The sequence below is a fragment of the Corallococcus sp. AS-1-12 genome (genome assembly GCF_020036995.1).
Classification (GTDB): Bacteria; Myxococcota; Myxococcia; order Myxococcales; family Myxococcaceae; genus Corallococcus.
In genome coordinates, this window is the sequence record NZ_JAIQDD010000004.1 from 48,560 (window position 1) to 68,775 (window position 20,216).

A 20,216-nucleotide genomic window follows, 5' to 3' on the forward strand; every position below is an offset into this window, starting at 1 on the left:
AGCGCACCCTATTCCAGGTGGGCTCCATCCTCGCGGTTTCCACCAAAGCGCAGCAGCCCCAGCAGTTGCTGCGGCGACAGCGCGGCGGCGCCGTCCGCCTCCGACAGCAGGCTGTCCGCCAGGTCCCGCTTCTCCGCGTGCAGGGCGAGGATGGCCTCCTCGATGGTGCCTTCCGACACGAACCGCGACACGGTGACGGGGCGCGTCTGCCCGATGCGGTGGGCCCGGTCGGAGGCCTGGTCCTCCACCGCGGGGTTCCACCATGGATCCAGATGGAGGACGTGGTCGGCGCCGGTGAGGTTGAGGCCGGTGCCGCCCGCCTTGAGCGAGATGAGGAAGAGCGCGCCCTCCCCTCGCTGGAAGGCCTCCACGCGCGCCTGCCGCTCCGCCGCGGGCGTCCGCCCGTCCAGGTACTGGAACGAGATGCCCCGGGCCTCCAGCGCGTCTCGCACCAGCGCCAGATGGCGCACGAACTGGCTGAAGACGAGCGCGCGGCCTCCTTCCGCCAGCAGCTCGTCCACCCGCTCCAGCACGCGCTCCAGCTTGGAGGAGGACAGCCCCGTGTCCGGATCCACCAGGCGGGGATGACAGGCGGCCAATCGCAGCCGGGTGAGCGCGGCCAGCATCTCGAAGCGCTGGTCCCCGCCAGGAGTCCCCTCGCCCAGCCGGGCCAGGGCCGCGAGCCGCACGTCGTCGTACACGCGCCGCTCCGCGTCCGACAGGGTGACAGGCACCACGGTCTCCACGCGCGGGGGCAGCTCACGCGCCACCTGGGCCTTGGTCCGGCGCAGGAGGAAGGGGCGCACCAGCCGGGCCAGGGACGCGCGCGAGTCCGCGCTCCGGTCCCGCTCGATGGGGACGGCGAACCGCGCATGGAAGGACTCGCGCCCGCCCAGCAGGCCGGGGAAGAGCAGGTGGAAGAGGCTCCACAGCTCGGACAGGCGGTTCTCCACGGGCGTGCCTGTGAGGGCCACGCGGGCGTCCGCCTTCACGCCGCGCAGCGCGCGGGCCCGGGCCGTGTCCGGGTTCTTCACCGCCTGCGCTTCGTCCACCACCAGCGTGGCGAACGTCACGTCCGCGAGCTTCGCGGCGTCCCGGGTCAGCAGCCCGTAGCTGATGATCAGCACGTCCCGGGGCCCCAGCCGGGCCGGCAGGGCGTCCCGGTCCGCGTCCTGCCAGACGTGCACGCGCAGCGAGGGCGCGAAGCGGGCGGCCTCACGCACCCAGTTGCCGCGCAGGGACGTGGGCGCCACCACCAGCGCGGGGCCCGCCGCCGCGCGAAACAGCAGCAGGGCCAGCGCCTGGAGCGTCTTGCCCAGGCCCATGTCGTCCGCGAGGCACGCGCCCGCGCCCCACGAGGCCAGCCGCGCGAGCCAGGTGAAGCCCTCGCGCTGATAGTCGCGCAGCTCCGCCTTCAGGCCCCGGGGCACGCGCACCGCGCGCGCGTGGGCAGCGCGGATGCGCTTCGCCAGTTGGAGCCAGTCCGGGGGCGCCTGGACGCTCGCGCCCGCCTTCTCCAGCGTGTCCAGCACGGGCGCCGCCGCGGCGCTCACCTCCAGCCCCTTGCGCCCCGGGTGCGCCACGTCCGCCAGCGGGGTGAGCTGCTCGCGCAGCGCCTCCGTCAGGCGCATCCAGCGCCCCTTCCCCAGCGGGACGTAGCGCTGGCGGCGGCGCACGGCGTCCAGCAGGACCGCCAGCTCCACGCGCGCGCCCTCCAGCTCCACGCCGCCCTTCGCGCCGAACCAGTCATGCTCCCGCAGGACCTGGACCCGCACGTTCGCGGTCTCCGGGCGCGTCACCGTCCACGGCTGCTCCGCCCACTCGACGCGCACGCGGGGCCCCGTGAGCGGCTCCAGCGCCTCCAGGAACGGGAGCGCGTCCTCGGCGGTGTCTCGCGTGAAGTGATACATCCCGGCCGGCAATGACAGACGTGAGAGGAGCGCGTCCGCCTCCCTCCGCTCCGCGTCCAGGTCGCGCCGCACCATGACGCGCTCCTTGTCGCGCAGGCCGCGGACCACGGGAGCGCCCTCGCCCACGGGCTGGGGAGGTGCCTCTGGCAGGGGCCTCACGAGGAGCGAGACCTCCAGCGCGGAGTCCTCCACCGCGCGCAGCCGCGCCAGCAGGCCCGGGCTGGCCTCCACGGAGCGGGGCTCCAGGGACGGAGGCAGCGCCACGGGGAAGGCCGCCTCCAGCGCGGAGAGGTGGCCCAGCAGCGCGTCGCGCTGACGCTCGGACACGTAGGCACCGTGGAGCTTCAGGGATTCCAGCAGCGGGACCGCGGCGAGCGGAACGGACACCAGGGTGACGCTCGGCCCGCCGGGCTCCACGAGCAGCCAGGGCTGGGGAGCCTCCGGCCCATCGGGAGGTGGCGTCATGGCCTCTGGGGACACGGGGCGTCCGTCCACCGCCGGCCGCAGGCGCAGGGCCCTTCCGTCCTCTTCCAGGGCGAAACCCAGCGGCGCTTCCCGCACCCGCACGGCCGCGTCCGGAGCGCCGGCCAGGCGGAGGCGGGGGCTGTGCGCGAGCGAGCGCAGGGCCTGGAGCAGCAGCGCGTAGGGCGCGGCCGCATCGAAGCCTGTTCCCAGGTACATGCCATTGCTGCCCATCCGCTCTTCCGTGTCGAGGAGCGACCAGGCATGGCGTTCATCCGGCTCCTGAAGCATCCGGAGCGCCTTGTCCCGGTCGTACCAGGTGACGGCGCGCCCCTGCGACAGGCCGCCCTTCTTCGCGGGCACGTGCAGGTAGGGCCGCAGCCTCCAGCCGCGAGCGGCCTCGGGCTCCAGCCGGAAGGTGACGAAGTCCCCGGTCGCGGGCGTGTCGTGAAGCGCCCGGTCCAGAAGCGACGCCTCCAGCGTGGACAGCAGCTCACGGCCCGGCGCTTCGAACAGCCCCTCCGACAGCTTCGCGGCGTGCTTCGGCGGCACCAGGAACGCCAGCGCCGCGTCCACGGCGGTCAAGGCGTGGACGCAGGAGGCCTCCGCCTCGTTGGGGGAGCACGGACAGGACAGTCCGGGACGTCCCTCCACCAAGGCGCGTGGGTCGAGCACCACGTGCTCCCCGTCCTCCCCGGACACGCGCGGCCCCGAGGGCGTCCAGGCCGCCAGCTCCGGCTCCGTCACGAGCAGCCGCAAGGGGCGCTCCTGGAGGGTGACCGTGGGTGATGGCGACAGCAGCCGGGGCAGGGCCTGGGTGCGGATCCGCGCGCGGGTCCGCGTCAGCGCATCTCTCAGCGGCGCGAGGCGGTCATCCGTCAGCGGCGGCAAGGGCTTCGCGGAGGCTTCACGGGTCAGTCCCCGCGAGACGCGTCCTGCTTCGTCACGCACCCAGTGCCAGGCGGCCTTCACGAGGACGTCCTCATTGGCGCCCTTCAAGCGCCGCAGCTTCGAGGTGCGCTCCAGCGCATCCACCACCGTGGCCTTGCGCAGCAAGGGGAGCCAGCGTCGGGTGAAGGGCCCGGGCAACAGGGGCGCCAGCACCGCCACGGGCACCGTGCTGGCACGCTCGGCGTGATGCTCCACGAGCCACGCCTGGATTGCGTCGGGCGTGGCGGGCAATGAAGGAGCCTTCGCGAGGCGCGGGGAGGCGGGCTGCGTGGGTCGAGGACGGGGCGCGCGCTTTCGCTCACGGGGAGCGGAGGCGCGGATCCACGCGAGCCCGACCGCGATCGCGTGCGAGCAGACCCCTTCGTTCCAGTACCTGTCGCATTCACACCCGAGCAGCAGCTCTTCGGAATCGGGGTCCGGGCTGATGGCCGCATTGAAAGTGTTCACGCGCCCTTCGGTGACGGTTCCCCGGAGGCAGCCCAGGGAAGGGGGCCACACGTCCACCGCTCTCCGGGCGAGCCACCGCCGGGCTTGCTCGAACACCTGCGCACCGGCCAGCTCGCGGAGGTGGTCAACCGTCAGCCGCTGCTGGAGCAAGTCATCTGGCACGGGGGAGGTAGACGAGGGCATCCGCTGGAAAAGCTACCCATGGGGTGGCCTCCCTGCGAGCCCTGTCTTCAGGTCATCTCGCCAGTCCGCCACGAAAGGGCGCTTGGCGACCCGGCATGCGGACGCTATGCGCCCAGCACCTGCCGCAGCACGGCCTGGAAGTAGTTCGTGCTGCCGATGTGGCCCGCGTGCAGCTTGGCGGACTGGTGGAGGCGCTGGGCCACGGCCTCGAACTCCGCCTGGCTGACGTCGCGCAGGGACAGGTACAGGCGGGCGGCGGCGCGCAGGTAGGAGAAGAGCGGGTTCTTGTGGTGGCCGTCCGGCCGGCGCGCGAGGTGCCGGTAGAGCTGGGAGAACTCCTGATCGACCTCCGCGTGGCGGGTGTCGCGGCAGAAGCCTGCGGCGGTGGCCTCGATGAGGAAGAAGAACGGCTCGTACTCGGGGAAGGGAGGCCGGGTGAAGTCGGGGGGCTGCTTGTTGCCGGTCCACAGCGCGGAGATGGGCTGCAGGCGCACGTGGGCGGTGACGTCACCGAAGCGCACGGGCACCTCGTCGCCCACGGGCTTCACCTGGCCCTGCTCGTCCCGTTCCACGGGGATGAACAGGCGCATGGGGTCCTCCACCTTCACGCCCGCCTTCTCCAGCTCCGCCACCACGTTCGCGTCCATTGCGTTGATGAACCTCCGGAACTCCCATCTACCGCGTCGCGCCCGGATGTGCACCCCGGACCCTCTCGTCATCCCAACCCACCCCGCGGGGCCACGTACCAGGAGTGCCGTTGACAGCGGGGCGGCGAAGGCCTCGAATGAAACACAGTCTTCCCAGAGGTGACACGTGTCACAACGCATCTCCCCGGTACTCATGCTGTGTCTGTCGGCGGGTAGTCTTTTCACTGGATGCGGCGGAGGCAGCCTGGAGGCGGTGAGCACCTCCGAGTGCTCCACGGGCATGAAGTGGACGGGCGGCGACAGCGGCAACGCCCTCATGCATCCCGGTGGCAACTGCATCCAATGCCATACAGAGCGGGGCGAGGGGCCCAAGTTCGTGGTGGCGGGGACCGTCCAGGCCACCGCGCACGAGGCGGATGACTGCGCGGGCCTGGAGGGCGCCCAGGTCGTCATCACCGACGCCAACCAGAAGGCCTACACCCTGACGGCCAACGCCTCCGGCAACTTCTTCCTCAAGGCCGACGACGCGAAGGGCTTCGCGCTCCCCTACACCGCCCGCGTCACCCACGGCGGCACCCAGTGGGCCATGAACAGCCCGCAGGGCACCGGGGCCTGCGGCTCCTGCCACACCGTGGCCGGCGCCAATGGCGCCCCCGGACGCATCAGCCCTCCGTAACGACGCCGCCCGCCAGCGCGGGCAAAAGAAAAGGGCGCCGGACCGGAGTCCGACGCCCTTCAGATTCTTCGTACTGGTGTGCCCAAGGGCGGAATCGAACCACCGACACGGGGATTTTCAGTCCCCTGCTCTACCGACTGAGCTACTTGGGCGTACCGCGCACCGCGAGCGGCAGCGCCGATTTACGGTTACTGGCCCGCGACGTCAACCTCTTTCCACCATCGCTCCTCCTCGCCCGACACTCAGGCCGCCAGCCGGGGGGATTCGCTGTCCCAGGCCGTGCACCCCGCCGTCAGTCGCTGGCGCAGCTTCTGGCGCAGCCCCTGCTCGATCTGCCGGATGCGCACCGCCGTCACCCCGAAGCGCTTCGCCAGGAACTCCGCGCTCACCCCGTCCTCCACCAGCATCCGCTCCTTCACCAGCGCCCGCTCGCGCGCGTCCAGCTCCGGCCAGGCCGCCGCCACGCTCTGGCGCAGCTTCTCCGCCCAGGCCTCCCGGTCCGCCTGCTCCTCCGCCGAGTCCTCGTCCGACTCCAGCATGTCCAGCCGCGTCACGTCCCCCTCCCAGCCCAGCGGCGCGTTCAACGACACGTCCTTCGCCAGCGCGTCCGTCCCCCGCACCACGTCCTCCTCCTTCTTGCCCAGCGCCTCGGCCAGCCGCTTCGTCACCTCCGGGTGACCCTCGCCCCAGCGGGCCTCCAGCCGCGCGCGCTCGCGGCGGAGCTGGAAGACGATCCACGGCGCGCGGCCCCCCGCCACACTCCACGTGCGGGACACGTACGCCCGGATGCGCGCGCGGATCCACTGCTGCGCGTAGGCGCCGAACGGCACGCCCCGCTCCTCGAACCGGCGCGCCGCCTCCACCAGGCCGACGTTGCCCTCCGACATCAGCTCCTCCAGCGACAGGCCCGTCCAGCGGTACTTCCAGGCCAGCCGGCGGACCAGCTCCAGGTGCCCCCGCACCCGCATCTCCACTTCCGCCGAGTCCACCTCGGCCTCCACCGCCCCCACCGTGGACTCGAACTCCTCGCAGATGGCATCCATGACGCGTACCTCCCCAATCAGTCCCCCGCGCTCCCATCGCGCGGTGACGGACGTAGAGATAAGCGGGGGCGACACTTTAAAAAATAAGCTAGTTTGGATGAAAACCTTCGGTTATTCCTAAGTCATGGCGTGGCTCAACTACCACCATCTCCTGTATTTCTGGACGGTTGCGCGGGCGGGCAGCATCGCCAAGGCAAGTGAAGAGCTGCACCTCGCCCAGCCGACCATCAGCGCTCAAATCAAGCTTCTCGAGGAGTCCCTGGGCCACCAGCTCTTCGAGCGCAAGGGCCGCAAGCTGGTGCTGTCCGACGTGGGCCGCACCGTCATGCGCTACGCGGATGAGATCTTCCGCCTGGGCAACGAGCTGAAGAACGTCGTCTCCGGCCTGCCCACCGGCCAGCAATTGCGCCTCAACGTGGGCGTGCTGGACGTCATCCCCAAGCTCGTGGCCGAGCAGTTGCTCAAGCCCGCGCTGGACGCCGGGCCCTCGCTGCGCATCATCTGCCGTGAGAGCCCCCTGCCCCAATTGCTCGCACAGTTGGCGCTGCATGAGCTGGACGTGGTGCTCGCGGACGCGCCCGGCTCCGAGCCCGTCAGCGTCCGGTCCTTCAACCACCTGCTGGGCAAGTGCGGCGTGACGTTCTTCGCCGCCCAGCCGCTCGCGCACCTGCGCAAGGACTTCCCGCGCTCGCTCGACGGCGCGCCCATGCTGCTGCCGTCGGAGGAGTCGTCGGTGCGCCGCTCGCTGGACCTGTGGTTCGAGCGGCTCGGCATCCGGCCGCTCATCGCCGGTGACTTCGACGACAGCGCGCTGCTCCAGGCCTTCGGTCAGAAGGGGCACGGCATCTTCGCCATGCCCTCCATCATCGACGCCGAGGTGCAAAGGCAGTTCAACGTCACCGCCATCGGGCACACCGACGAAATCGAGCAGTGCTTCTACGCCATCACCGTGGAGCGCCGCCTGCGCCACCCCGCCGTCGTCGCCATCGCCGAGGCCGCGCGCTCGCACATCTTCGGCGGCTGAAGCCCGTCACCCGTCCGCGCGGAACACCTCCGCGCCCGCCACCACGGTGGCCAGCACGCGCGCGTCCACCAGCGCTGACGCGGGCCCCTCCAGCGGGTCCTCCGACAGCGCGACGAAGTCCGCGTCCAGGCCGGGCTTCAGCCTCCCGCGCCGCGCCTCCTCGAAGGACGCCCACGCGGGCCCCACCGTGAAGCCCTCCAGCGCCTCCGCCGCGCTCAGGCGCTCCTCCGGATACCAACCGCCCTCCGGCCAGCCCTTCGCGTCCTGCCGCGTGCGCGCCGCGTAGAGCCCCGCGAGCACGTCCGGGTTCTCGATGGGGAAGTCGCTGCCCAGCGCCAGGTGCGCGCCCGCGTCCTTCAACGTGCGCCAGGCGTAGGCGCCCTTCAGCCGCTCGCGCCCCAGCCGTGTCTGGGCCCAGGGCATGTCGCTGGTGGCGTGCGTGGGCTGCACGCTGGCCACCAGGCCCGCCGCGCCCAACCTCCGGATGTCCTCCAGCCGTAGAATCTGTGCGTGCTCCACCCGGTGGCGCAGGGCCTGCGTGCCCGTCCGCTCCGCGCCCTGGAGCAGGACGTCCACGACCAATGTATTGGCACGGTCTCCAATGGCGTGGATGCACACCTGGAAGCCCCGGGCCATGAAGGCCCGAGCCCGCGCTTCGAGTTCCTCGGGCGAGAGGAGCAACAGGCCGCGCTGGCCGGGCTCGTCGCTGTAGTCCTCGTGCAGCGCCGCGCCCCGGCTCCCCAGCGCTCCGTCCGCCAGGAACTTCACCGAGCGCATGGACAGGTGGCGCCCCTGCCACGGCCCCTGCTCCAGATAGGCGTGGCGCTGCTCGCCCTGCCCCGCCGCCATCGCGTACACGCGCAGGGGCAGGGTCCCCGCGGCGTCCCAGGCCTGCAACGTGCGGAAGGCCTGCAGGTCCATGCCCGCGTCGTGCACGCCCGTGAGCCCGACCCGAGCGCACCGCTCCAGGGCGGCTCGCAAGCGGATCTCCAGTTGCTCGCGCGTGGGCGCGGGGATGGCGGCCTCCACCCCGTCCATCGCGTTGTCCACGAGGACGCCGGTGGGCTCGCCGCGCGCGTCCTTGAGGATGCGGCCTCCTGGCGGATCCGGCGTGTCCCGCGTGATGCCCGCGCGGCGCAGCGCCTCGCCGTTCACCCAGGCCGCGTGATGATCCACCCGCGTGAGGAACACCGGCGTCGTGGGGAAGCGCGCATCCAGCGCCTCCCGGCCGGGGAACGCGGCGCCGGGCCACTCGTTCTGGTCCCACCCCTTGCCGAGCAACCAGTCGCCCTGGAAGCTCGACGCGGGCGCCTTCGACAGCCGCTGGACGACGTCCTCCACCGAGGGCGCCTTCTCCAAGCGCACCGTGGTCAGGCTCCTGCCCAGGCCGTGCAGGTGCGCGTGCGCGTCCACCAGGCCCGGCACCACCGTGGCGCGGCCCAGGTCCACCTCGCGCGCCCCGGGCCCCGCGGCGGCGCGCGCCTCCGCGAGCGTCCCCACCGCGAGCAACCTTCCGTCGCGCACCGCCAATGCTTCCGCGCGCGGACGCTCCGCATCGAGCGTCCACACGCGCTCCGCCCTGTAGACCGTGGTCTCCGCCGACATGGCGCGGAAGACTACCCGCCGCCCTGGGGGAAGCCACCGTCCACGTCCGGCGCCTGGATGGGGCCCGCGGGGCCGCCCTGTTCATTGGGCACGTTCTGGATGGTCTCGCGGGCCGTGTCCGGGCCCTGGATGGGCATCTGGTCCTCCGTCCCCGGAGGCTGGGTGGTCTTGCAGGCCACCGCTCCAGCAACGGACAGGCCCAGAGCAGCGATGAGCAGCACGGCACGGCGCATGAAACCTCCTGGGAGAAGATCGAGAGGCCGACCCTAGGGAGGTGCGTCCTCCTCCAGCAACGCGCATCCCCTGCAACGTCCAACATTGGATGCACGAGCGGGGCACCGGGGCCCTCCCGCCCGCCTGCCCTCCAGGCCCCCGGCTTCATGGCCCGGTCATCCGAAGGTCCAATGCGCACCGTTGTCCGAGTGCGTGTGCGCGGAGGGGCGCGCACGCGGGGGCGGACATGCGGGACCACGTCGACAGGATGCGCTGGCGCCGTCACGCCCTCCGGGGCTGGCTCCTGGCCCTGCTCTTCGTGGGCCTCGCCGCTCCGGCGGCCCCCGATGCATCGTCCTTCGTCGCGCGGTGCGAGCTGGAGGGCGTGGTGGACGCCGGCTCGGGCGCGTACCTCTCGGACTGCGTGAAGCGCGCGGAGGACGGGGGAGCCTCGGCGCTGCTCGTGCGGTTGGACACGCCCGGCGGTTCGCTGGAGGCCACCCGCGCCGTGGTGCGCGCGTTCCTGGGCTCGCACGTCCCCGTGCTCGTGTGGGTGGGGCCTTCCGGCTCTCGTGCCGGCAGCGCGGGGGTGTTCATCGCGCTCGCGTCGAACGTGAGCGCCATGGCGCCGGGGACGAACATCGGCGCGGCGCACCCGGTGGGCGCCGGGGGCGAGGACGTGGAGCAGGAGGGGGGCGAGGAGCTCGCCCGCAAGGTGGAGAACGACACCGTCGCCTTCGCGGAGGGCATCGCCCGGCAGCGGGGCCGCAACCCGGAGTGGGCCGCCGCCGCCGTGCGCGACAGCGCCAGCGTCCCCGCGGACCGCGCCGTGGAGCTTCGCGTGGTGGAGCTCGTCGCGCCCACCGAGGCCGCGTTCCTCTCCGCCATCGATGGCCGCCGCGTGGAGGTGGCGGGCGGGGACACCGTGACGCTCGCCACCCGCGAGGCCCACGTGGTGTCGCTGGAGCCGGGGCTGTCCCAGCGGGTGGTGCACGCGCTCGCGCAGCCGTCCCTCATCTACCTGCTGTTCCTCGTCGCGGCGCTGGGCCTGGTGGTGGAGCTGTCCCATCCGGGCGGGGTGGCGCCGGGGGTCATCGGCGGCGTGGCGCTGGTGCTGGCGTTGATGGCGTCCGCGACGCTGCCGGTGCGCTCGGGCGCGCTGGTGCTGATGTTGATGGGCGTGGGGCTCATCCTCGCGGAGCTGTTCGTCACCAGCGGCCTCCTGGGCACGGCGGGCGTGGGGCTGTTGATACTGGGCGGGGTGTTCCTGGTGGACCGCTTCGAACCGGGCTGGTTCGTGGACCCGTCCTTCCGCATGTCGTGGGGCGTGATGCTGCCCACGGCGCTCGTGTTCGCGGGGACCGCGGTCTTCGTCGCGTACCGCAGCGCCCAGACGCGCAGGCTGCCCCAGCGGGGCGGCGACGCGGGGCTCGTCGGCGAGGCCGGCACGGCGCTGGGCCCCGTCACGCCCTCGGGCGGCGAGGTGTTCGTCCACGGCGAGCGCTGGCGCGCCGTCTCCTTCACCCCCATCCGCGAGGGCGCCCGCGTCGTGGTGCGCGCCGTGGAAGGGCTCACCCTCACCGTCGCGGAGCCAATGCCATGAACGAGCTGGTCGGAGCGCTGGGGTGGCTTCTCCCCGTGGCCCTGCTGTTCCTCCTCTTCCTCTCCGGCGTGCGCATCGTCGCCGAGTACCAGAACGGCGTCGTGTTCCGGCTGGGCCGCTACGTGGGCCTCAAGCGCGCGGGCTTCCGCTGGCTCATCCCCTTCATCGAGCGGATGGTCATCATCGACCTGCGCACCGTGGCGCGCGACGTGCCCCCACAGGACGTCATCACCAAGGACAACGTCAGCGTGAAGGTCAGCGCCGTCGTCTACTTCCGCGTCATCCAGGCGGACAAGTCCGTGCTCCAGGTGGAGGACTACCTCTACGCCACCAGTCAGATTGCCCAGACGACCCTGCGCGCCATCCTGGGCCAGGTGGAGCTGGACGACCTGCTGTCCCAGCGCGAGCGCATCAACCACGAGCTCCAGCAGGTGCTGGACGCGCGCACCGGCCCGTGGGGCGTGAAGGTCTCCAACGTGGAGGTGAAGCACATCGACCTGCCCATCGAGATGCAGCGGGCCATCGCGAGGCAGGCCGAGGCCGAGCGCGAGCGCCGCGCGAAGATCATCGCCGCGGAGGGCGAGCACCAGGCCGCGGAGAAGCTCGCCCAGGCCGCGGACGTGCTCAGCCGCAACCCCGCCACGCTCCAGTTGCGCTACCTGCAGACGCTGGTGGAGATCACCAGCGGCGGCAACCACACCATCCTGCCCATCCCCCTGGAGCTGCTGCGCGCGTTCGGCGCGGTGCCCGCCCGGCCCTTCCGCCCGGAGGAGCCCCGCGAGGAGGAGGACGAGGACGCGTCCCACGGCCCGTCCTGAAGCGCCTCCGGAGGAAACGGCGAAGGCCCACCCGCGCGTCGCACGGATGGGCCCTCGGGGTGAGACGGAGCGGCGGGACGGATTAGAGCTGGCCGCTGTCTTCAATCTTCACGGGCTGGCGCGTGGCGCCGGACTGGCTGCCCACGGCTTCAATCTTCTTCACCACGTCCATGCCCTCGACGACCTTGCCGAAGACGACGTGCTTGCCGTCGAGCCACGAGGTGGTGGCGGTGGTGAGGAAGAACTGCGAGCCGTTGCTGTTGGGGCCCGCGTTGGCCATGGAGAGGATGCCCGGGCCCGTGTGCTTGTGCTTGAAGTTCTCGTCCGCGAACTTCTCACCGTAGATGGACTCGCCGCCGTAGCCGTCGCCGCGCGTGATGTCGCCGCCCTGGCACATGAAGTTCGGGATGACGCGGTGGAAGGGCGTGCCCTTGAAGTGCAGCGCCTTGCCGCTCTTGCCGACGCCCTTCTCGCCCGTGCACAGGGCGCGGAAGTTCTCGGCGGTCTTGGGAACGTCGTCGGAGAACAGCTCCATCACGATGCGGCCGGCGGGCTGGCCACCAATCGACATGTCGAAGAAGACCTTGGCGTTTGCCATGTTCACGTGCTCCACGGTGAGGGTTGGGCGGGACGTACCAGACCCGCGCGTCTCGGAGGCCCCCGCTAGCACCTTCGCGTGCGCTGCGGAACAAATTCAGGGCGCGGGAGGCCCGTCCGGCCGCCCGTCGCGAAACAGCTCGGCGCCCTCCAGCGTGATGGCGCGGCGGCTCAAGCGCAGCGACGCCAGGGCCAGCACCGCCGTGGAGCCCAACAGCCCCACGCCCAGGGAGAAGGACATCACCGGCAGCCCCTCCGGCACCGCGACGCTGCGGCGCAGCAGGTACAAGAGCGACGTCACCACGAAGGACAGGAGCGCCGCGTAGGTGAGGCCGATGGCCCGGGCGAGGATGGCGTGGCGGCGGTCCAGGATGGCCACCTCCTCGCGCAGGAGCGACCGGCGCGCGTGGCCCTCCGGCAGCGTGCGCCACTCCCGGACCATGTCCCGCATGCGCGCGGTGAGGCGCGAAATCTGATTGTCCAGGCCGGTGGCCAGGATGCCGCACCCGGACACCATCACCGCGGGCGTCACCGCCGTACCGATGAGCTGGATGGAGGAGGGGTCCAGGCCTTCCACGCCGACGTTCATGCCCCCTTCTGGCCCACCGCCCGCCCGGCCGCCACCTCCCGCATCCCGACACCCACACTGACGAATCGCCACCGACGTCTTGACAGTCGAACTGTCACAACCTACTGTCAGGTTCGTGAGCACGCCCAAGACACAGACGGAGTGGAAGCTGACCGCGCTGGCGGAGGAGGTGGGCGTCTCGCCTCGCACGGTCCGCTATTACGTCCAGCGGGGCCTGTTGCCCGCGCCGCCCTTCAAGGGGCCGGACACGGTCTACGGAGAGGAGCACCGGGTGCGGCTCAAGGCCATCCGGGTGCTCCAGGCCCGGTTCCTGCCGCTGGACGCCATCCAGGCGGAGCTCTTGCGGCTGTCGCCGGAGGAGCTGCGCCGGCTGGCGGAGACGCCGGTGGGCCCGGGGACGTCGCCGGTGCCGGAGGAGCCCCCCCGGATGCCGCTGAAGCGGCCGGGAAAAGACCCGGCGGTGGAGGTGGCGCGTTACCAGCGCTGGCTCCTGGCGCCGGGGTTGGAATTGCACGTGTCGGAGCAGGCGGAAGCGAAGGTCCGGGCGCTGGCGGAGCGGGTGCGCGCCCTCATCGAGGAGTCCCAGGAAGGAACGCAGTCATGAACGAGCAGGCGAAGTGTGGGCTGTTCACGCGTGAGGGGGCCCAGGTGCCCCTGCAGGGAGTGGAGGTCACCGGTGAGCTGCTCGGGGGGCACGCGCGGGTGCGCGTGACGCAGCGCTACCGCAACGACGAGAAGAGGCCGGTGGAGGCCCTCTACACCTTCCCCCTGCCCTCCGACGCGACGCTCAGCGCCTTCTCCATGACGTGCGCGGGCCGCCGCGTGGCCGGCGTGGTGAAGGAGCGCGAGGCCGCCTTCCGCGCCTACGACGACGCCATCACCGAAGGCCACGGCGCGGCGCTGCTGGACCAGGAGCGCGCCAACGTCTTCACCGCGCAGGTGGGCAACCTGCTGCCGGGCGAGGAGACGCGGGTGGAGGTGGAGTTCCTCCAGACGCTCACCGCGGAGGAGGGCAGCGTGCGCTGGATGCTGCCCACGCTGGTGGCGCCCCGGTACATCCCCGGCGCGGTGCACGGCGACCGCACCGGCCACGGCAGCGCGGCCCCGACGACGCGGGTGCCGGACGCGGACCGCATCACCCCGCCCACGGGCGCGGTGGACTACGGGCTGCGCATGGACCTGCTCATCGACGTGGGCCGTGACGTGGTGGTGGAGAGCCCGTCCCACCGCATCACCGTCGCGAAGGACGGCACGCGCACGCGGGTGAACCTGCGGCGCGACTCGCTCCTCAAGGACTTCGCGGGCGACGAGGTGGCGCTGGACCGCGACGTGGTGCTCACGATGCGCAACGCCAACCCGGACGTGATGCTCACGCCCGTCGTCACGCACCGGAAGGCGGAAGGCCCGGGCACGTTCGCGCTCACGGTGGTGCCGGACCTCTTGAACCTGGCGACGACGCCGCCCCGGCAGGAGGTGGTGTTCGTGGTGGACACGTCCGGCTCCATGGACGGCGACAGCCTGCCCCAGGCCCAGGCCGCGCTCCGGCTGTGCCTGCGCCACCTGCGTGAAGGCGACCGCTTCAACGTCATCGCGTTCGAGAACTCCTTCCGCTCCTTCTCCGCGCAGACGGTGCCGTTCACCCAGCGCACGCTGGAGCAGGCGGACGCGTGGGTCGCGGGGCTGAAGGCCTATGGCGGCACGGAGCTGCTGGAGCCGATGGTCACCGCGATGAAGGCCGCGCCGGACGGCGTGGTGGTGCTGCTGACGGACGGCCAGGTGGGCAACGAGGAGGAGATCCTCAACGCGGTGCTCGCGGCGCGCGGGGCGGGGCGGGTGTTCTCGTTCGGCATCGGCACCAACGTGAGCGACGCGCTCCTGCGCGACCTGGCGCGGCGCACGGACGGCGCGGTGGAGTTCATCCACCCCGGGGAGCGCATCGACGAGAAGGTGGTGGCGCAGTTCTCGCGGGCGCTCGCGCCGCGCGTCACCGACCTGGAGGTGCGCTTCGACGGCGTGGAGGCCAGCGAGCTGGCGCCGTCCACGCTGCCGCCGCTGGTGGACGGCACGCCGTGGACGCTCTTCGGGCGCTATGCGCAGGCGGGCACGGGCAGCGTGACGCTGAAGGGGAAGTCGGGCCGGGAGCCCTTCTCCCTCACGGTGCGGTTGGAGCTGCCCGCGCAGTCGGACCGGCCGGTGGTGGAGAAGCTGTGGGCCGCCGAGCGCATCCGGGGCTGGATGGACGCGGGGCTGGTGGGCCGGCGCGCGGAGGCGATGAAGGAGCGCATCGTGCGGCTCGCCATCGAGCACCAGTTGGCCACGCCCTACACGTCGTTCGTGGTGGTGGAGGAGCGCCAGGGCGAGCGCCGCGCGTCCGGCACGCCGGAGACGCGCGTGGTGCCGGTGAACGCGCCCGCGGGCTGGAGCATGTTCAACCAGACCGCGCGGGACGTGGATGACGAGGTGCCGGAGGGCGGGCTCGCGCAGGAGCAGGCGCGCGTGATGAAGCGGAGGGTGTCGAAGCCGATGCCCGCGCCCGGGGCGGCGCCGAGCCGCTCCCGGGGCGGCGCGGTGCCCCCGCCCCCGCCAGGCATGTCCGCCCCCGCTCCCGCTCCCGCTCGCGACCTGGGGCCGGAGCCCACCACCGGTGCCTCCTTCCAGGCGGACTTCGCGGATGGCGCCGGGGCCGTGGGAGGCAGGGCCGCGCCCATGGAGCGCAGGGAGCAGGAGTCCGTGAAGAAGGAGAAGGGCGGCCTCTTCGACCGGCTGATGTCCGCGGCGAAGCCGTCCAAGGCCGTCGCTCGCGGCCCGGAGTCCGCCCCGGAGCTGGAGCGCGCCCAGGGGAAGGCGGAGGTCTTCTACGAGCAGGAGGAGTCCCAGCCGCTGTCCGTGGCGGAGGGGTCCATCCCCACCGAGGACGTGGGCGGCCTGCTGGGACGGCAGTTGGCGAACGGGCTGTGGGCCGGCGCGGGTGAAGGGCCGGAGCCGGTGCGCCAGGCCCGCGCCACCGCGCGGGTGCTGCTGGTGCTCCTGCGCGAGGGCATCACCAGCAGCCACCCGCTGCACGGCGCGCAGGTGAAGAAGGCCGTGGACGCGCTGCTCGCGCTGGCCTCGCAGTTGGGCCAGGCGCCGGACGTGGCGGAGCTGGCGCTGGGGGTGGCGTGGCTGGTGGCCGCGGGGCCGCGCACGCGGGGCCGCATCGAGCAGGCCGCGAAGCCCCTTCCGGGACTGGATGGACGGCTGGGGGACACGGCCGCGCTCCGCCAGCACCTGGAGACGCTGGCGACGCGGTAGCCCGCCGCGTGGCGTCACCCGGGCCCCGGTCCTCCCTTCCGGGAGGACCGGGGTCCCGGGCCTCCCGTCTTTTCGCGGGGGTCGACTAGGGTGGGCGTCCGCATGGTCCTCGCACCCTTCGTCCTGGCCGTCCTCGTCGCAGCGCAGCCCGGCCCTCCGCCCCGCGAAGCCGCGGCGCCTCCCGCCGTCACGGCTCCCGGCGCCGTCTCCGCGCCGCCGCTCGTGGCGAGCGAGGAGGCCTGCGCCGCCGAGTCCGACTACGCGGCGGGCTTCGACGCGCTGGTGCGCGGACAGGATGCGCAGGCGCTGGAGCTGCTGGAGCGCGTGATGCTGGTGTGCCCCGGGCATCCGTACGCGCCGGAGCTGGCGCGGCTGGCGCGGACGCGGCTGGACCCGGCCGCGCGGCTGGCGCAGGACACGCTGGCGCGGCCGGTGGTGGCGGAGCCGGAGGTGGGCGCGAAGGAGGGACCGTCCAAGAGCGCCCGGGCGTCGCTGACCGTCGTGCAGACGCTGCACGGCATCACCCAGGGCATCCTGCTGTGCGCCATCTCCCACTGCGAGGACGGGCGCGCGTACGTGGCGGTGTCGCTGCTGGGCGGCGGCGCGGGGGCGGCGATTTCGCTGCTCGCCACCCGGAGCGGGCTGACGCAGGGCCAGGCGGCGGCCATCAACTCCGGCACGGTGTGGGGCTTCGGCTATGGCCTGGCGTCCATGAGCTCGTTCGACCTGGACGGGGACAACGCCACGGGGGCGGTGATGGTGGGGGCGCTGGGCTTCACGGGCCTGGGCCTCCTGGTGGCGGAGTTCGCGCGGCCCACCGCCGGGCAGGTGTCGCTGACGAACTCCGGCGGCCTGTGGGCGGGCGTGGTGGCGGGGCTGCTGATGGCCACCCAGAGCGGAGAGACGCGAGACTTCATCGGCATCGAGCAGGGCGTGGTGGGCGCGGGCCTGCTCACCTTCGCGCTGGTGTCGCGCCACCTGGACATCTCCCGGGGCCGGGTGCTGCTCATCGACGCGGGCGGCATCCTGGGCGGCCTGCTGGGCTTGAGCGCGCTGTTCCTCGCGCTGGACGACGACCACGGGGACGCCCTGCTGGTGGGGACCGCCGTGGGCGTGCTGGCCGGCCTGGGGACCGCGACGTTCCTCACGCGTGACTTCGATGCACCAGACAACACTCCGGCCGTCTCCGTCGTCCCGGCGGCCATGGGGCGGCACGGGGGGATGGGGCTCGCGGTGCTCGGACAGTTCTAGACTGCGGCGGCTGTCTTCACCCGGCCGTCCCGGAGCCGCCCATGCCCGTCGAGTCCCAGGCGCTGACCCTCTTGCGTGATGAGCGCGCGCTGCGCGTGCGGCAGGTGAAGGAGTGGGGCGAAATCCTCACCGGCTTCGAGGGCCGCAACCGCTACGAGGTGGTGGGCGACGACGGCCGCCCGCTCTTCTTCGCGGGCGAGGTGGGCAGCGGGCTGGGCCTGTTCCTCCTGCGCGGCTTCCTCAAGGCGAAGCGGCCCTTCACCATGGAGCTCAAGTCCGAGCGCGGGGAGACGCTCCTGCGGCTGCGCCGCCCGTGGCGCTTCTGGCTGTCCCGGCTGGAGGTGGAGGACGGCGAGGGGCGGCACCTGGGCGCCATCCAGCAGCGCTTCCGCTTCTTCACCCGCGCCTACGACGTGCTCGGGCCCGACGACGAGGAACTGGCCCACCTGAGCGGGCCGTTCTTCAGGCCGTGGACGTTCAACGTGGAGCAGCAGGGCCGCGAGGTGGGGACCATCGCGAAGAAGTGGAGCGGGTTCGGCAAGGAGCTGTTCACGGACGCCGACAACTTCGGCGTCCGGTTCGACGGCCTGCACGACCCGCGCGTGCGGACGCTGGTGCTGGCCGCGACGTTCCTCATCGACTTCGTGCACTTCGAGGACCGCCGCGGCGGCAACGACTGACGGCTAGGAGTGCCGGCGCAGCGAGGGCACGCGCGCGCGGCCCTCCTCGTCACGCGGGAGCCCGTCGAACGACGGCGCACCGGCGGGCGTGGCGGGGCTCCAGCGCTGGACCTCGCGCACCATGAAGAACGCGGCGGCGGACAGCACGCCCAGGTCGTCCAGCCAGCCGAACACGGGGATGAAGTCCGGAATCACGTCCACGGGCGACACGAAGTACAGGACGGCCAGCAGCCCGGCCAGCTTGCGCCACGTCGCCACCCGAGGGTCGCGCACGTAGTGGAAGAAGCGGGTTCCCATTCCTCGAAGGCCTGCGATGTTCATACCCCTCCCTACGCATGGGGGACGCGAGTGATTGCACCATTCGTGCCGGGAGCTTGCACGCCCGGGGTGCTAGCGGGCGGCCCCGGATGTCTCCTCCAGCACGTCCGCGCGGCCCGCGACCTCCAGGCGGGCGCGGCTGCCCTCGCGAAAGGGGGCGGAGGCGGCGGCGCGCACCACCAGCGCCATGCCCGCGCAGGACACGGTGAGGTCCACGTGCGAGCCCCGGAAGGCGCGCTCCAGCACCTCCGCGCGCAGGGCGCCGCCCACCGCGACGCCGTCCGTGTCGGGGACGAGCCGCAGCGTCTCCGGGCGCAGGGAGAGCATCACCTCGCCGCGCGCGTCCGTGCTCAGCGGCAGGTTGCCCAGGGCCGTGCGCGCGACGCGGCCGAAGGCCGAGCCGGGCAGCAGGTTGGTGCCGCCCAGGAAGTACGCGGCGAAGGCGCTGCGCGGCGCCGCGTAGACGGACTCGGGCGTGCCCTGCTGCTCCACCGTGCCCGCGCGCAGCAGCACCAGCCGGTCCGCGAAGGCCAGCGCGTCCCCGACGTCGTGCGTGGCGAAGAGGACGGCGGTGCCTCGGGCCTTGAGCACGCGGCGCAGCTCCCCGAGGACGGTGGCGCGCAGGCCGGCGTCCATGCCGGCGAAGGGCTCATCCAGCACCAGCAGCTTCGTGCCGGAGGCCAGCGCGCGCGCCAGCATGACGCGCTGCCGCTGTCCCCGTGACAGCGTTCCGCAGGCGCGAGCCTCCAGGTCTTCCACCTGGAACAGCGCCAGCATGCCGCGCGCGTGCGCCAGGCCTTCGCCCTTCGGCTGCACGCTCATCACCACGTCGCGCACGGTGAGGCCAGCCTCGAGCTCCGCGTCGTGGAGGACGCGGCGCAGCGGGCGCTGCTCCGGGGGCACGAACACGTCCGGCCCGGCGACCGCGCGGCCCGCGAGCGTGAGGGTGCCGGACGTCGGCTGCTCCAGGCCCGCCACCAGCCGCAGCAGCGCCGTCTTCCCCGAGCCGGAGGTGCCCATCAGCGCCACCACCTCGCCCGGCTCCAGCGCCAGCGACACGTCCCGCACCGCCGGGGCTGCGGCACCGGGGAACTTCAGGGTGAGGGCATCGAGCGAGAGGAAGGCCATGACGGCGGGCACACTACGGTGCGGCACCGGCCGGGCCAAGCACCGGGTCCCGCCGCCGCCCGGCCCGGTCCCAAGCTGTCCGACTGTCGGACAGGTTCGTGCGGTCCGCCACGAGCACCTCCGCGCCATGGGATTAGGCTCCTCGCCGCTCCATCCCTCTTCCGGGAGTCCCCATGTCGCGCCTGCTCGTCGCTTGTGCCGTCCTGCTGGGAGCCACGTCCTTCGCCCAGGCCCCCGCTGTTCCGGAGAAGCCCAACCCCCTCAAGGCCTCCGCGGAGCGCACCCAGGCCGCGCTCGCCCGGCTGCCCAAGGCGAAGCCCGAGGACGTGAAGTCCCAGGACGCCATCCTCAAGGCCCTCTACGACGTCATCAGCGGACCGGCGGGCGCGCCTCGCGACTGGCAGCGCTTCCGCTCCCTCTTCTATCCGGGCGCCCAGCTCATCCCGCTGGCGAAGCCGCCGGGCGCGACCACGCTGGCGGCCCGCCCCATCACCCCGGAGGACTACGTGGCGTGGGGCCAGGAGAGCACCGCGACGCACGGCTTCTTCGAGAAGGAGATCGCTCGCCAGACGCACGCCTTCGGCGCGCTGGTGCAGGTCATGAGCACCTATGAGGCGCGCGGCACGCAGGACGGGCTGCTCATCGCCAAGGGCGTCAACAGCATCCAGCTCTTCAACGACGGCCAGCGCTGGTGGGTCATGAACATCTTCTGGATCGACGAGAAGACCGCCGGCCTCGCCGTGCCCGGGGACGTCACCCAGAAGTAGTCCCCCACAAAAA

General features: G+C 72.5%; 18 protein-coding genes and 1 tRNA gene. 9 read left to right on the top strand and 10 right to left on the bottom strand.

From position 1 onward, the window contains the following. Nucleotides 1-8 precede the first annotated feature (8 nt). Nucleotides 9-3,770: a DEAD/DEAH box helicase gene (locus tag K8556_RS07445; protein WP_223739331.1), complete on the bottom strand. Its 3,762-nt coding sequence runs from the start codon at nucleotides 3,768-3,770 to the stop codon at nucleotides 9-11. A 287-nt stretch (nucleotides 3,771-4,057) separates the two neighbouring features. After that, nucleotides 4,058-4,600, bottom strand: a complete 543-nt coding sequence (locus K8556_RS07450) for a hypothetical protein (protein WP_120551272.1) — start codon at nucleotides 4,598-4,600, stop codon at nucleotides 4,058-4,060. A 253-nt stretch (nucleotides 4,601-4,853) separates the two neighbouring features. Between K8556_RS07450 and K8556_RS07455 the strand changes: the two genes are divergently transcribed. Then, entirely contained in the window at nucleotides 4,854-5,276 is a 423-nt protein-coding gene (locus K8556_RS07455; protein WP_223739332.1) for a hypothetical protein, read from the top strand. A gap of 79 nt (nucleotides 5,277-5,355) precedes the next feature. Here the strand turns inward: K8556_RS07455 and K8556_RS07460 are convergent. Together K8556_RS07460 and K8556_RS07465 are read right to left on the bottom strand one after the other, a co-directional pair. Next, nucleotides 5,356-5,428, bottom strand: a tRNA-Phe gene (locus K8556_RS07460). 90 nt (nucleotides 5,429-5,518) lie between these two features. Continuing rightward, complete coding sequence (locus tag K8556_RS07465; RefSeq protein ID WP_223739333.1) at nucleotides 5,519-6,319, bottom strand: sigma-70 family RNA polymerase sigma factor; 801 nt, start codon at nucleotides 6,317-6,319, stop codon at nucleotides 5,519-5,521. A gap of 124 nt (nucleotides 6,320-6,443) precedes the next feature. Between K8556_RS07465 and nhaR the strand changes: the two genes are divergently transcribed. After that, entirely contained in the window at nucleotides 6,444-7,343 is a 900-nt protein-coding gene (gene nhaR, locus K8556_RS07470; protein ID WP_014393518.1) for a transcriptional activator NhaR, read from the top strand. A 6-nt stretch (nucleotides 7,344-7,349) separates the two neighbouring features. Here the strand turns inward: nhaR and K8556_RS07475 are convergent, their stop codons facing one another. After that, a complete protein-coding gene (locus K8556_RS07475; protein WP_223739334.1) occupies nucleotides 7,350-8,948 on the bottom strand; it encodes an amidohydrolase in 1,599 nt (532 codons plus the stop codon). An 11-nt stretch (nucleotides 8,949-8,959) separates the two neighbouring features. Further along, nucleotides 8,960-9,181, bottom strand: a complete 222-nt coding sequence (locus K8556_RS07480) for a hypothetical protein (protein WP_223739335.1) — start codon at nucleotides 9,179-9,181, stop codon at nucleotides 8,960-8,962. A gap of 227 nt (nucleotides 9,182-9,408) precedes the next feature. Here K8556_RS07480 and K8556_RS07485 point away from each other — a divergent pair, with 227 nt between their 5' ends. After that, a complete protein-coding gene (locus K8556_RS07485; RefSeq protein WP_223739336.1) occupies nucleotides 9,409-10,764 on the top strand; it encodes a nodulation protein NfeD in 1,356 nt (451 codons plus the stop codon). Beyond that, entirely contained in the window at nucleotides 10,761-11,582 is an 822-nt protein-coding gene (locus K8556_RS07490) for a slipin family protein (protein ID WP_223739337.1), read from the top strand. The genes K8556_RS07485 and K8556_RS07490 overlap by 4 nt, the downstream gene beginning before the upstream one ends. Before the next feature lie 82 nt (nucleotides 11,583-11,664). On the opposite strand, the gene K8556_RS07495 is transcribed toward K8556_RS07490, so the two are convergent. Then, nucleotides 11,665-12,180, bottom strand: coding sequence for a peptidylprolyl isomerase (locus K8556_RS07495; RefSeq protein WP_223739338.1), 516 nt, complete (start codon nucleotides 12,178-12,180; stop codon nucleotides 11,665-11,667). 96 nt (nucleotides 12,181-12,276) lie between these two features. Further along, nucleotides 12,277-12,768: a DUF2721 domain-containing protein gene (locus tag K8556_RS07500; RefSeq protein WP_223739339.1), complete on the bottom strand. Its 492-nt coding sequence runs from the start codon at nucleotides 12,766-12,768 to the stop codon at nucleotides 12,277-12,279. 115 nt (nucleotides 12,769-12,883) lie between these two features. On the opposite strand from K8556_RS07500, the gene K8556_RS07505 reads away from it, so the two are divergent. The 4 genes from K8556_RS07505 to K8556_RS07520 all read left to right on the top strand — a co-directional run bounded on the left by K8556_RS07505 (nucleotide 12,884) and on the right by K8556_RS07520 (nucleotide 17,990). Next, entirely contained in the window at nucleotides 12,884-13,372 is a 489-nt protein-coding gene (locus tag K8556_RS07505; RefSeq protein WP_223739340.1) for a MerR family transcriptional regulator, read from the top strand. After that, a complete protein-coding gene (locus tag K8556_RS07510; protein ID WP_223739341.1) occupies nucleotides 13,369-16,059 on the top strand; it encodes a VIT domain-containing protein in 2,691 nt (896 codons plus the stop codon). Before K8556_RS07505 ends, K8556_RS07510 begins: the two co-directional genes overlap by 4 nt. Nucleotides 16,060-16,161: 102 nt before the next feature. Then, a complete protein-coding gene (locus K8556_RS07515) occupies nucleotides 16,162-17,310 on the top strand; it encodes a hypothetical protein (RefSeq protein ID WP_223739342.1) in 1,149 nt (382 codons plus the stop codon). Between the two features lie 41 nt (nucleotides 17,311-17,351). Continuing rightward, nucleotides 17,352-17,990, top strand: coding sequence for a phospholipid scramblase-related protein (locus K8556_RS07520; protein WP_223739343.1), 639 nt, complete (start codon nucleotides 17,352-17,354; stop codon nucleotides 17,988-17,990). 3 nt (nucleotides 17,991-17,993) lie between these two features. On the opposite strand, the gene K8556_RS07525 is transcribed toward K8556_RS07520, so the two are convergent. Continuing rightward, a complete protein-coding gene (locus tag K8556_RS07525; protein WP_223739344.1) occupies nucleotides 17,994-18,287 on the bottom strand; it encodes a YkvA family protein in 294 nt (97 codons plus the stop codon). Between the two features lie 93 nt (nucleotides 18,288-18,380). After that, nucleotides 18,381-19,436: an ABC transporter ATP-binding protein gene (locus K8556_RS07530; RefSeq protein ID WP_223739345.1), complete on the bottom strand. Its 1,056-nt coding sequence runs from the start codon at nucleotides 19,434-19,436 to the stop codon at nucleotides 18,381-18,383. Between the two features lie 173 nt (nucleotides 19,437-19,609). On the opposite strand from K8556_RS07530, the gene K8556_RS07535 reads away from it, so the two are divergent. Continuing rightward, a complete protein-coding gene (locus K8556_RS07535; protein ID WP_223739346.1) occupies nucleotides 19,610-20,203 on the top strand; it encodes a nuclear transport factor 2 family protein in 594 nt (197 codons plus the stop codon). Nucleotides 20,204-20,216 lie beyond the last annotated feature (13 nt).

Bases quoted from the DNA above. Each gene is read 5' to 3' on its own strand.
- K8556_RS07450 (WP_120551272.1), bottom strand. From the start codon at position 4,600: ATGGACGCGAACGTGGTGGCGGAGCTGGAGAAGGCGGGCGTGAAGGTG.
- K8556_RS07465 (WP_223739333.1), bottom strand. From the start codon at position 6,319: ATGGATGCCATCTGCGAGGAGTTCGAGTCCACGGTGGGGGCGGTGGAG.
- nhaR (WP_014393518.1), top strand. From the start codon at position 6,444: ATGGCGTGGCTCAACTACCACCATCTCCTGTATTTCTGGACGGTTGCG.
- K8556_RS07475 (WP_223739334.1), bottom strand. From the start codon at position 8,948: ATGTCGGCGGAGACCACGGTCTACAGGGCGGAGCGCGTGTGGACGCTC.
- K8556_RS07480 (WP_223739335.1), bottom strand. From the start codon at position 9,181: ATGCGCCGTGCCGTGCTGCTCATCGCTGCTCTGGGCCTGTCCGTTGCT.
- K8556_RS07485 (WP_223739336.1), top strand. From the start codon at position 9,409: ATGCGGGACCACGTCGACAGGATGCGCTGGCGCCGTCACGCCCTCCGG.
- K8556_RS07490 (WP_223739337.1), top strand. From the start codon at position 10,761: ATGAACGAGCTGGTCGGAGCGCTGGGGTGGCTTCTCCCCGTGGCCCTG.
- K8556_RS07495 (WP_223739338.1), bottom strand. From the start codon at position 12,180: ATGGCAAACGCCAAGGTCTTCTTCGACATGTCGATTGGTGGCCAGCCC.
- K8556_RS07500 (WP_223739339.1), bottom strand. From the start codon at position 12,768: ATGAACGTCGGCGTGGAAGGCCTGGACCCCTCCTCCATCCAGCTCATC.
- K8556_RS07510 (WP_223739341.1), top strand. From the start codon at position 13,369: ATGAACGAGCAGGCGAAGTGTGGGCTGTTCACGCGTGAGGGGGCCCAG.
- K8556_RS07515 (WP_223739342.1), top strand. From the start codon at position 16,162: ATGGTCCTCGCACCCTTCGTCCTGGCCGTCCTCGTCGCAGCGCAGCCC.
- K8556_RS07520 (WP_223739343.1), top strand. From the start codon at position 17,352: ATGCCCGTCGAGTCCCAGGCGCTGACCCTCTTGCGTGATGAGCGCGCG.
- K8556_RS07525 (WP_223739344.1), bottom strand. From the start codon at position 18,287: ATGGGAACCCGCTTCTTCCACTACGTGCGCGACCCTCGGGTGGCGACG.
- K8556_RS07530 (WP_223739345.1), bottom strand. From the start codon at position 19,436: ATGGCCTTCCTCTCGCTCGATGCCCTCACCCTGAAGTTCCCCGGTGCC.
- K8556_RS07535 (WP_223739346.1), top strand. From the start codon at position 19,610: ATGTCGCGCCTGCTCGTCGCTTGTGCCGTCCTGCTGGGAGCCACGTCC.